Consider the following 11,651-nt stretch of genomic DNA (forward strand, 5'->3'; position numbering starts at 1 on the left):
GACTGTGTTTATGACTAATACTAAGCAAGAAGTGATGGAAGTGTTGACCGGGCCTGAGCGCCGCAGACGTTGGTCAGTCGAAGAGAAACTGGCCATGGTCAGAGAAAGCCTCGAGCCAGGCAAAACGGTATCGATGGTGGCGCGCCAGCATGGCGTCAATCCCAACCAGCTGTTTCACTGGCGTAAGCTGTACCAGAATGGCAGCTTGTCGGCAGTGAGCGCTGGCGAGGAAGTCGTACCGGCGTCAGAACTCGGTGAAGCGCTCAAGCAAATCAAGGAACTGCAGCGCATGCTGGGCAAGAAGACCATGGAGAACGAGATTCTCCGCGAGGCGGTGGAGGTGATGAAGTCGCGAAAATGGATAGCGCGCTCGCCCTCATTGCCAGGGGACGACCTGTGAAGCAGGTATGTGAAGTTCTCGGCGTAGCGCGCTCGAATGTGGCAGCAAAACGGGCCAGACCGGTTGACTGGCAGGATGGCCGTCAGGCTCGCAGGACCGACGATGCTGGCCTGGTGGACGAAATACGGCAGACGATTGCCGACTTGCCCAGCTACGGCTACCGACGGGTCTGGGGCCTCTTGCGACGTGAGCGAGATCGTCAGAGTGCTGCTCCAGTCAATGCCAAACGGGTCTATCGTGTCATGCGGGTCCATGGCTTGCTCCTGCAGCGGCGGACCATGCCGGCCCGACCTGAACGCCGGCATGACGGCAAGGTCGCTGTCCCCAATAGCAACCAGCGTTGGTGTTCGGATGGCTTTGAATTCCGGTGCGAGAATGGCGAACCGCTGCGGGTGACGTTTGCACTGGACTGCTGCGATCGGGAAGCCATGAGTTGGGTAGCAACGACCGGCGGCTATAGCGGCGATGTGGTGCGCGATGTAATGTTGGCTGCCGTGGAAAATCGCTTCGGCAATGCGCTCCAGCCACCGTCAACAATCGAATGGCTCAGCGATAACGGTTCGGGCTACATTGCAGAGAAGACTCGGGAGTTTGCGGTACAGATCGGCTTGAAGCCGGTAACGACACCGGTCAGTAGCCCACAGAGTAATGGTATGGCTGAGAGCTTCGTCAAGACCATGAAGCGCGATTATATTGCCTTCATGCCGAAGCCGGATGCGGCAACGGCGGTACGCAATCTTGCCATTGCGTTTGAACATTACAATGAGCGGCATCCTCACAGTGCACTGAACTATCGTTCACCACGAGAGTTCCGCCGCAATACTCCTTCATCAACCATAGTGTGAAGCGGTGTCCGGTAGTACGGGGTCAAATCCACTATTTCCTTGACCGCGGTTGTCTCTGTTGCGGAGAGCAGTGTTTCCGGCGTAGGAAGGGACAGGTGGGTCGCATTCAACGCCTTGTCAATCAATTCCTGCCGACGCATCTTCTCTGCTTCCTTGTGAAGCTCGATGGCCTGGGTAATTCCGGCTGCAGGGTCATATTTCTTCTGCCATTCCAGAATTCGCTCATACTCGGTCATGAAATGGGAGCCGGCCGGTTGCGTCAGCTTCTTCCACTCTTCTTGCTCTTTGAGTATTTTCGCCATCTGGCGAATTTCGTCATTCGTCATCCCGCTATCTCAACAAATAATCTGGTACCCGTGCTTCAAACGTTGTCTGGCAATCGTCTGAAGCAGCCTTAACGCCATCCTCGAAACTGGCGACGGGGTTTACCTTACCACCTTCGCGCCGGCTCTCCTTTCCGCCCCTATGATATTGCTCCCGATTGCACTTGACACGAAACCCGTACAACAGTACATTTGTACGGATTAACGGCATTCCGCCGGAATTGGAGAGTTGCAATGGGTAGAACTGAACGACTTGAACTACGCCTCGATGAAGATTTCATTGAACGGATCGACACATGGATGGAGGAGACGGGCAAGGCCAGCTCACGATCTGACGCCGTCCGACAGTTAGTCGATATCGGCTTGAGCACGATGACGGGCAAGAGCATCCATCTGACCGACGGCGACAAGCTGAACTTCATGATGCTACGCGACATTGTGAAACATCTGAAAATCAAGGACACTGAAACGGATGTCGAGCTTGTGGCCGAATCCCTTTACGGCGGGCATTATTGGGCACCAATTTGGGAGATGCAGGGCCTTTTTCATAAGCACGCTGACCAGCCTGCTGATGTCTCCTTAGTTGTCGACACGCTGGACATGTGGGATTTCATCGAAGGACGCATCGAAAAGCTGTCCCCGGATGAGGTCGAGAAGCTCAAGGCAGCCAATCACGGCTACCTGCCGAAGTTTGCGGGCTTCGACGGCAACAATGAAAGCACGCTGATGGGCATTGCTCGCTTCCTAGTGGAAAAGATGGATCGCTTCTCGCGGTTCAAGAAGCGCGACTTCAACTCGCATGCCCCGACCGCTGCGCGTTACCGGCGCATGACCACCGCTTTCGAACCGGTCAGGGCGACCCTAGGCCCCGGTCGTGACCTGAACGTCGACCAGATCATCGAGCTGCTCAAGGTCGAGCGCTGAGTAGTGCTAGCTTCGAAAATCAGTTTCGGATAGCAGAAATAAAGCTGAGAAATTAATCAAGGAAAACTATGGCAATTACATTTGTTGGTGGATACACGTATCGCTTCACCTACCAAGATGGTTCTCATAAGGACTATATGCAGGCCGGGGGCGACGGTAACGACACGCTCTGGCGTGACAGCGGAGGTGTGGTCCACCGTGGCGCACACGTTTTCCAGAACGTGGTTGCAATTCATGAGGTTGCCCGCCCCCCTCAAGCGATCAACGAACGTCGTTAAGGTCGAGGAAAACCTATTCCCATATCTATGGGATTTCGGGTCTGTGCATTCGAACGACAATGCCGGTGTGATAAAAAAGCGATCGGCTTGTAAAGGAAATCAAGGGATAAGAATATGAGAATGTGGGGCATAAGCTTTAAACAGCGGAATCCAATGGGTGAAAAGCAAGACATTGTTTATCACAATTCATTGGATGAGCCAACGCGCGAGCAGGCTGCACGGGTATTGCGGGATGTTCTTTTCCCGAACGGCTATCTAATTCCAGATACTCCTCACGGTATCGACGAGGTAACGGTATGGCAAATGCAGGCAAGCGGCGTGAGCATTGCGGATATCGCAGAGGTTTTTCGCTATCACGCTACCGTGCATGATGAAACTAATGCATCGGTCTATGAATGTCACGTTGTGGGACGAGATCCAGGTCATGCCCGGGAGGTCTTGTATGCCTTCCTCCGTACGAATCAAATGGAAGATTTTTCTCGCTTGCCAATTGTATTGATGAACGTTCGTTGCGACATTCAATCTCCGCTCCCGCTCATCAAGTAAGCGACCCGAATATATCAGTCGCTGGACGCGAGCGAGTATGCAGAGCTTTGCGCCGGCAAGGTCGTGGTCAAGAAACTTAATTGATAGCAGAAGAACTGTGAACACATTTTCAAAACGTTTTGGCTACGCAAACAGTGCTACCGAAGTTCCTATCTCTGTGCGGGAGGATGCGCCGCACGATTTCCGTGGTGTTCTAGTGGAATTAGCATACGAGTACGGGTGGAAACCACGTCCTCTTCGAGAACTTGTATGCCGCGTTCTTCGAGAAAGACCAGATTCGAGCAATTGGTCCGAATATCCAAACATTGATGGGGAGATTCGCAACCTGGTGGATGATGCGGAATGGTACAAAGTCTACGACATCGTAGAAGCCGTCTATAACGCGATGACCAGCAACCGCCATGATGATTCCGCAACACGATTCGAAGTGGAACTGAACGATTATTTTGTTGGACATGGCATTGGCTGGCAACTGACGAACGGCCAGCTTCAGTACCGTGGATCGGAGGGCTTCAATGCGGTAGTGAAAGCCTCCCAAGAAGCAGTGGCCAAGAGCGGACATAGTACGGCATCAGTTGAACTGCATGAGGCTTTGATGGACTTATCGCGTCGTCCAGTCCCTGATAGAACCGGAGCCGTGCAACATGCAATGGCGTCACTGGAATGCGTTGCTCGTGCTGTCTCCGGCTCTAAGTCAACCCTGGGTGACGTTATCAGTGCGAACCGGCATCTGGTGCCAAAACCGCTTGATGTCGCGATTGAGAAGATCTGGGGATTCACATCGGAGCGTGGTCGTCATCTACTTCAAGGGAACGAGCCAACTCCTGAATAAGCGGAGCTTATTGTGGGACTTGCTGCGTCGCTCGGGTCATATCTTTCGAAGTTGAAGCGTTTATCTTAACGTTGCAAGGAAAACAGCTATGACAAGGAGCACAGCATCATTTTTCACGGCCGCGGCTCTCGGCCTTCCAGCATGGGTCATTGATGTGAATTCAATGTCGACAAGTGTCCAAGCCGCGTGGCTTGTCTTGATGCTAGGCGTTGCTGGCGTTGGTGGTTATTTTTGGGCGATGGAGCGCAAGTAATAGGAAGGCTTCTTTTCGGCCTGTGGTTTCCGCATGGAGGAGCGAATGGGCGATGGCAGCACCGTCATGCTCAACGATTTTTCGGATCAGCCACTTAAAAAACTCTGAACCCAGAGTAAAACGAATGAACGTTAAGTCCCAAAGGGATATAAGCCGTTCGAACCACTCCCATACACATGGGATTGCTTTCCGGCAATTTCCACGGACAATCTTTAAGTTTCATACTGCCGCGTTAGTGATTGAAGTGCAGCAGTAAAGGGAAACATTAGTATGGCATACGCCTAACCGGAACCTCGCGGCACAGGGGTAAGGAAAATTATGCGCCTTTTGATTTCATTGATCTTGCCTTGGCTGACCTTCTTTACCATTGGACGGCCTATTGCGGGGCTCATATGTCTGCTTTTGCAGCTAACGCTGATTGGCTGGATACCAGCAACGATCTGGGCGGTATATGCATTGGGCCAGTACAAGACCGACAAAAAAATAGCGAAAGCATTGCAACAACGGGCATCGTAATTCGTTTGTTCGCGTCTGGTAATGGAATGGCTGCTTAGGTGCGCTGAACGTATTCGTCGCAAAGAAATGATAGGAAAAGATAATGAACGACTCTACGAGTACCACTACAAATAATCAACTCTCCCACCACATGAAGCTTACCGCTGGGGACAGCACGTATATTGCTACGGTTCATTCGGATGGAAGCTGGTTTATCGCGGAGGGCGCGCAGCGAATGTTATCGGTCGCTGGCTCCCATGCCCACTCAGCAAAGATTCTCGCACTACACGGAGTACCTTCAGATGCGCCTGATGCAGCAATCCGAAAATGGGTTCAAAACAAAAATCCAGGAGTAGATGTAATTGTTTCCACATACCCCTGAGACAGGTCTAGGAAAAAAGCATGGACTACTTGACCGAAGTTGATCGCGCTAAGGCCACCATCGAGCAGGCAAGGAATGATGCAAAATTGGAGTCGCCCGTTCCCACGGCTGGACTTCCTAAGTTACGCTGGCTGGCTTACATACTGTTGATTTTACTTGGCGCCACTGCGTTCTTTGCGATTTCTTTCCTTTCAGTTCCTGCCTCAGAAAGAGGGCCCTACTTGTTCACTGGATTAGGAACTGCCATCCTTTTCGTAGGACTGGCTGTCTACTTTCTTCTTAGAGTGTTCGGACACTTTATTTCGAACACGGATCTGCCAACTTGGATGGTCGTACTCTTTATCTTGGCGTCATTCACGACGCTAGGAATAGCGCTGATGTTGTTTGCGTTGTACCTTGCCTTCATTTATTACCCTGATCGAGTGAACGAAGAGACGAACCTTGGGTGACAATTTGAAGGAAAACTTTTTCTTCTGCAGGAAATGTGTGTTATTCCACATTCCCAACGAACTGGTCTTGGTAAGCGGCTGCTCGATTCTCTAGTCAAGGAAGTCGCCGATCGAGATAACATCATCGCAATATATCTATTGACCAATAGGGATGTGCCTGCAGCGTCGTTCTACAGCAAACACCACTTCGCAGCCAGCCCGAAAAAAGTGGTTATGGGTGTGTCAGTTCGGTCAATTTTAGATGCGAAGTCTGCATAACCTGACGGTGGACACGGCCAGCTTTTCAAACTGCCGGTGACCTGGACGTTAAAGGCTGGGTTCCGTCAACACGGCACAGATCGGACGCTTACGTGCTATCTGATGACTTCGCCCTTCGGTGTGCCATTTATTGGGTTGACGGCAACCAGCGACCGGCACAGCGAGAAACTGAATGGTAGAGGCCAACTCACCGGACTGACAGAAACACACCGCCGTTGCACATAGTATTTCTCTATGGCAATATCATGCTCTATATCTGTATTGCTGTCACGATGTCATGAGTTTAGCGGCCAACTTTAGCTGCTATCACTTGCACGATGCGTGCGGCGTGTTGAGTAATAAATTGGAGGTGAAAATGGGTTGGCTGAAAGCTGTTTCGTTCGTCCTTTTCCCCATGCCGACTGCCGTCGTCTGGGCTGCCGGCAAAGGCGTGAATGCCGTGCGCGATAAGATTGAAGACGGGAAGAACAATGCTCGTGAGGAAGGCCGTCAAGCTGGTGTAGCAGCTGCGGCGAAACAGTACGATGAGAAGGTGCAAACCCTTGCTGCGCGCTTGAGAAGTTATCACGACTTCGACCAAAAAGTAGCCGCATTTTATGCACTTGGTTTAGCTGTAGCCAATGTTGACGGAGAAATTCACCCGAACGAGCGGCAAGAGATTGACGAATTTGTAGTGGGGTGTTCAGCATCTAGCCTGCCAAAGCCCACCTTAGATCTGATTGCTGCCCTTTCCAAAAACCCGCCCACCTTTGAGAGGGCAGTTCAATACGCCCGAGATGCTGGCCTAAGCCGTGAAGACATGCAGGACATCATTGATGTAGTCGCTAACGCTGATGAAATCATCCGCCAGGAGGAGAAGGATTTGCTTGATCGGTGGAAGCGGCTTGCGGACGAACTGTCCATGACTTAGGAACGGGAATGACATCCACACGCAAAGACCGTTATCGTGCCAGGCAACAAAAATTGACCGTACTCCGAGAGCATCGTGACGAAACGGCACAGTACTGTGTGCCATTGCCGGAGAAGAAGAACGGCGAAATTTCCACTCATCCAATTCACGACACGTTGGATCAGTTTACGGAGGCTCACCGGTCTCTAATAACGGCGGCTACGACGCCTGTCAGTGTGAGTTCGGCGGATGCCAATGCGCTTATCCTGGACATACGATCTCGATGGGACCATCAGCAGATGGACGTACTGGTTCGAAGCTGTAGAAATTCAGTTCTGAGCAGTGTGGTTGGTCCTTTTGGATTAGGGTCTTTTGTGGCTTTGTTAGATAAGGATGGCGGACCCGTTGATACGGTCCACAACGCCCGTGCTGGTGTATATGCCACTGACGAAGAGAAGCAAAAATACGCGAACCTTGAGGCGTACGATTCGACGCTATACCACAAACACGAGGATTACATAGCTCAGAACCGAATCAATTCGGACAAATTAGCAAAGGGAACGTTGGTTGATCAGTATTCAAACACCGTATTCGATCCGGCCGCGAGAAAAGACGAGCAGTCCAAACCGAACTTGGACCACACGTATGCCGCAGCCAACATCCATGCTGATCCTGGTCGCGTTCTGGCTGAATTGAATGGTCCTGATCTGGCTAACCAGATGAGTAACCTGAATGCGACCAATGCTTCCGTGAATAAGTCAAAGCGTGCAAGAACAGCGGAGGAGTTTTCAGATTATTTGGAGTCTACTGCGGATCGCCGCGAACTTCGCATCCGTGAATTGCAGCAAACGGAACGGACACTAACGGATCAGGAACGTAAGGAACTGACAAAACTTGAGAAACTAGGTCAGTGCGATCCAGAGGAAATCATCCGTGCAGAGAGGAGCGCCAAGGCTGACATCGACCAAAGGATCAACACCAGCTATTACGGAGGCAAAAAGTTCCTTGGCCAGCTAGCGCAGACAAGTGTCAAAGAGGCTGGAAAGATGGGGCTCCAACAAGCATTTGGATTGTTGCTTGTTGAGTTTTTCTCTGCAAGTTTCGATGAAATTTCAGATGCATACAAACATGGATTCCGTGACAGCCTGAAAGGGGAAAGATTTTTCGATGCATTGCGTGTCCGCTTGTCACGTGTGTCCTCTCGGGTAGCCGCAAAATGGAAGGATGCACTTTTGGCCTTCCGGGATGGCGCACTCAGTGGATTTTTGAGCAACTTAGTCACGGTTCTTATGAACATGTTATTTACGACGGCAAAACGCACAGTCCGCGTTATTCGTGAAGGTATCCTGTCTATCATCAAAGCTGTGAAAGTTGCACTGTTTCCACCCGAGGGAATGCGGGAGGGGGAAGCGGCAGATGCTGCGATGAAGCTTATTGCAACCGGTGCCGTGGTGTCGCTGGGAGTACTCGCCGAAGAAGCCGTAGAAAAGTCCATTGCACTGTTTCTTAACTCGACTGTTCCGCTGCTTGCACCCTACGCTTCCACCGTATCGGCGGTCATTGTCGGCGCAATGACTGGCATTGCAAGCGCACTTGTAGTTTTTGGTCTTGACAGTCTCGACATCTTTGGCGTGAATGAGCGAAAGCAGCATGAAGACGTTATGCGCTCGCTTGACCAATTGATTATCGAGTGCGACCGAAATCTCACATCATCTTATGATGTAGAGATGAACCGGAATGGAGTGATTCTGGCCAGGCTTCAAGGGCAATGAGTACTATGCTCCGTGTTTGCCCGCAGGTAGTCGCCTAGCCTAGTGCAGAAGTCACTACCTGACTCGACCTGCCAACCTCTGTCCGATTTCATTGCGCCTAGAAACTAGCCGAATGTCCGAGTTCGGCCGATGGTGTTGAAAAACTGTATTGACCCAGCCGAATCTGCTCAGATCGGGGTGCTTTCGTTTTTACTGCAGTTTACGACGGTAGCGCGAGCAAGCATCCATGCGGGTTTGCGGCGAGCGTCATTCAAATACCCTCATTAAATCAATAACTTGCTGTCTACCCCCCCTAAGCGATAAGATTCCGGTCCTTTCCTTTTTCACAACGGAACAATGGACCATTGGCGCGTACCTTATCTTGGCTTGCGACAGATACCCTCCGATCTCACTGCCTTCGAACTGGACATCTTCTTTACCTTTTCGCCCAAGGAGATCGAACTGATTGATTCGCGGCGATCGGACCTATACCGTCTGGCGCTGGCCCTTCATATCGGATTCGTCCGCATGGCCGGACGTACGCTGGACGCGTACAAGCAAATTCCGAAGGTACTCTGGAAACACCTGGCCGAACGACTGAACGTACCTTCGCTTGACATAGGTACTCTGCGCTCGCTTTACGAGGCGCGGCCGCGTACACTCGTCGATCATCAGCAGTTAGCCTATCAATGCCTTGGCTTTGGTGTCATGACAGAACACCAGCGTCGTTACCTAGTCCGCTGGCTCAAGGAAACGCTGAACGGGCGCCCGAATTCCTCCATGTTGCTTAGCCAGGTCAAGACCTGGCTATATGAGCATCGAATCCTGATTGGTGGCGACCGGTCGCTGAGGGCGCTGATCGCCGAGGCAGTTCGCACCCATGAAGACGGACTGGAGCAGATTCTCGTGGACACGGTAGGACCAGTACTATCCGACTATTGGAACGAACGATTGGTCGCCCGAACGCAAGACCGCGTCAGCTTACAGGAGTGGCTATGGTCTGTTCCGGTTCGGAACTCGACCGTGCAGATGAACGAGTTGTTCGGCAAGGTCGAATTCCTTCGGCTACTTCATGTGGATGCACGGTGGCCGGAGGCAGTAAACGAATCCTTGATTCGTCACTATGCACGACGCTGCGCGAGCCGAACGCCGTCCGCCAACAAACGCCTGTCTCCGCAAACAAGAAGGATTGAAGCTGCCTGTTTCATGCGTTACGCGCTATGCGCAGCGACCGATCAGCTCCTGCAAATGCTACGAAGGTGGCTGGCGGACGTGACTAACGACGCCAGTAAGCAAATTGACAACGGTCATCAGGATGATGCAAAGACGCTTTCCGAACTCGTGAAGGCAATTAAGGAACTGGCCGCCAATCCGGAGATGGCAGCCGACGAGCTACGCGCCGCACTGCAGCAACTCGCGGACAAAGCGCTGCCACGTCGGGCATCAAGCCGACGTAAGCTCGTCCGTCTGCAGCTGATGACGAAGAGTACGCAGGCCAGAAAGGTGCTGCGCAAGCCCGTCGTGCTGCCATTTGCTAGCGAGACGCCACACCGGCTGCTTGATGCGCTTGCGGTACTTCGCGAGTTATACGGCAAGGATGATGTTAGCAATGGCTTGCCACACCAAGTTCAAATCGACTTGGGTAGACCATGGCATGACCTCATTCATGGACAAGATCGGGTCAACGCACTACGCGCCTTCGAATGGGCAACGCTGTTCGGGCTGCGCGTAGCTTTGCGTAACGGTTCCGTCTACATCAATCACAGTTTTACCTTCCGCAGCAGAACCACCTTACTGATCCCATCGGCGGAATGGCAGTCCAAGCGTAACCATTTTTACGGACACCTAGCTTTGCCACAGGATCCCCAAGTCTATCTGGATCAGATCGTAAAACAGTTAAACCAAGGCATGAAGCGCCTGGATGCAGCCAGTCGAGCAGGGGAGGTGGCCATCGACAATGATGGCGTGCATCTGGCACGGCTCACTCCTGACACCGAAGACGTGCATGTTGCGACCTTGCGGCGAACGATATTCGAAGGTCGTCCTACTGCGCAGCTGCCACGTATCCTGCTTGACATAGATAGCCATGTCCGATTTTCTTGGGTTCTGCTTGGCCGTGAACCACAGTCCCGCTCGGAATTGCTGCTGACATACGCTGCTGTTCTTGCACATGGCACATCACTTTCAGCGGCCGATGTGTCGCGTATGATCCCGGAATTGTCGTCGCAGGCAATCCGGCAGATGATGGACAAGATTGCCGACGAGCGGCTCCTGCGGGATGCATCGGACGCTGTTCTTGCTTACATGCACCGCCATCCGGTCGCGGCGCACTGGGGCCGCGGTGATCTGGCATCCGCTGACATGATGAGCCTGGAGACCTCGCGTTCGGTATGGCAGGCCCGCGCGGATCCGCGCAGACGGACACCGTCGATCGGCGTTTATACTCACGTACGTGACCGGTGGGGTGTCTTCTACGATCAGCCAATCCTGTTGAAGGAGCGCCAAGCTGGTGCGGCACTTGAAGGGGTAGTGCGTCAAACCGGGACCAGCGATGTCGCGCAGTTAGCAGTGGATACGCACGGCTATACGGATTTCGCCATGGCGGTGGCCAAAGCGCTACAGTTTGACCTATGTCCGCGTCTGGCCCATCTGCGTGAACGCCGGCTGTGCGTGCCGAAAGGCCTCGCTATTCCTTCAAGTATTGCCCCCGTTACGACCAGCAGCATTGATCTAGACGTCATCCAGGACAACTTTGATGAATTCGTACGGGTTGCGGCATCCATTCAGAATGGACGTTGCACAGCAGTTCAGGCATTGCAACGCTTTGGCAGTGAAGCTCGCAGCGAGCCGGTGTACGCTGCCGGCGTCGCGCTGGGGCGGTTACTGCGTACCATTTTCCTGATTTGACCCTGCCTCGGTTTCACGTACAGCATGTCATGCAGCCATGAGCGTTTCCTCAGCTTGAACCGGAGTGCGATATCCGGTCGAGGAATGAATCCGCTGACGATTGTAATACCCTTCGATCC

General features: G+C 52.6%; 11 protein-coding genes and 1 pseudogene. 11 read left to right on the forward strand and 1 reads right to left on the reverse strand.

From position 1 onward, the window contains the following. Positions 1-34: 34 nt before the first annotated feature. A protein-coding gene (locus RY831_RS26935; protein WP_326509450.1) for an IS3 family transposase occupies positions 35-1,245 on the forward strand; the annotation gives its coding sequence in 2 pieces (ribosomal slippage) (positions 35-353 and positions 353-1,245; 1,212 coding nt in all). Here the strand turns inward: RY831_RS26935 and RY831_RS26940 are convergent. After that, complete coding sequence (locus RY831_RS26940; protein ID WP_326509451.1) at positions 1,191-1,571, reverse strand: hypothetical protein; 381 nt, start codon at positions 1,569-1,571, stop codon at positions 1,191-1,193. The genes RY831_RS26935 and RY831_RS26940 overlap by 55 nt on opposite strands. Positions 1,572-1,802: 231 nt before the next feature. Here RY831_RS26940 and RY831_RS26945 point away from each other — a divergent pair, with 231 nt between their 5' ends. From RY831_RS26945 to RY831_RS26985, 10 genes and pseudogenes are all read left to right on the forward strand, one after another. After that, positions 1,803-2,492, forward strand: a complete 690-nt coding sequence (locus RY831_RS26945; protein ID WP_326509452.1) for a YfbU family protein — start codon at positions 1,803-1,805, stop codon at positions 2,490-2,492. Positions 2,493-2,560: 68 nt separating this feature from the next. Then, positions 2,561-2,770, forward strand: coding sequence for a hypothetical protein (locus RY831_RS26950; protein WP_326509453.1), 210 nt, complete (start codon positions 2,561-2,563; stop codon positions 2,768-2,770). A gap of 153 nt (positions 2,771-2,923) precedes the next feature. Continuing rightward, positions 2,924-3,316, forward strand: coding sequence for a hypothetical protein (locus RY831_RS26955; protein ID WP_326509454.1), 393 nt, complete (start codon positions 2,924-2,926; stop codon positions 3,314-3,316). Positions 3,317-3,413: 97 nt separating this feature from the next. Continuing rightward, a complete protein-coding gene (locus RY831_RS26960) occupies positions 3,414-4,148 on the forward strand; it encodes an AbiJ-NTD4 domain-containing protein (RefSeq protein ID WP_326509455.1) in 735 nt (244 codons plus the stop codon). Positions 4,149-4,719: 571 nt separating this feature from the next. After that, positions 4,720-4,917, forward strand: a complete 198-nt coding sequence (locus RY831_RS26965; protein ID WP_326509456.1) for a YqaE/Pmp3 family membrane protein — start codon at positions 4,720-4,722, stop codon at positions 4,915-4,917. 381 nt (positions 4,918-5,298) lie between these two features. After that, entirely contained in the window at positions 5,299-5,727 is a 429-nt protein-coding gene (locus RY831_RS26970) for a hypothetical protein (protein WP_326509457.1), read from the forward strand. A gap of 33 nt (positions 5,728-5,760) precedes the next feature. Then, the gene (locus RY831_RS33285; RefSeq protein WP_367576106.1) at positions 5,761-5,985 is read left to right on the forward strand and encodes a GNAT family N-acetyltransferase; all 225 of its coding nucleotides are present in this window, start codon (positions 5,761-5,763) and stop codon (positions 5,983-5,985) included. Positions 5,986-6,262: 277 nt separating this feature from the next. Next, positions 6,263-6,895, forward strand: coding sequence for a TerB family tellurite resistance protein (locus tag RY831_RS26975; RefSeq protein ID WP_326509458.1), 633 nt, complete (start codon positions 6,263-6,265; stop codon positions 6,893-6,895). An 8-nt stretch (positions 6,896-6,903) separates the two neighbouring features. Further along, entirely contained in the window at positions 6,904-8,646 is a 1,743-nt protein-coding gene (locus tag RY831_RS26980) for a hypothetical protein (RefSeq protein WP_326509459.1), read from the forward strand. Positions 8,647-8,982: 336 nt separating this feature from the next. After that, positions 8,983-11,529, forward strand: a pseudogene (locus RY831_RS26985) (Tn3 family transposase); the annotation flags it as partial. Between the last annotated feature and the right edge of the window lie 122 nt (positions 11,530-11,651).

Source organism: Noviherbaspirillum album, assembly GCF_035916955.1.
GTDB classification, from domain to species: domain Bacteria; phylum Pseudomonadota; class Gammaproteobacteria; order Burkholderiales; family Burkholderiaceae_D; genus Noviherbaspirillum; species Noviherbaspirillum album.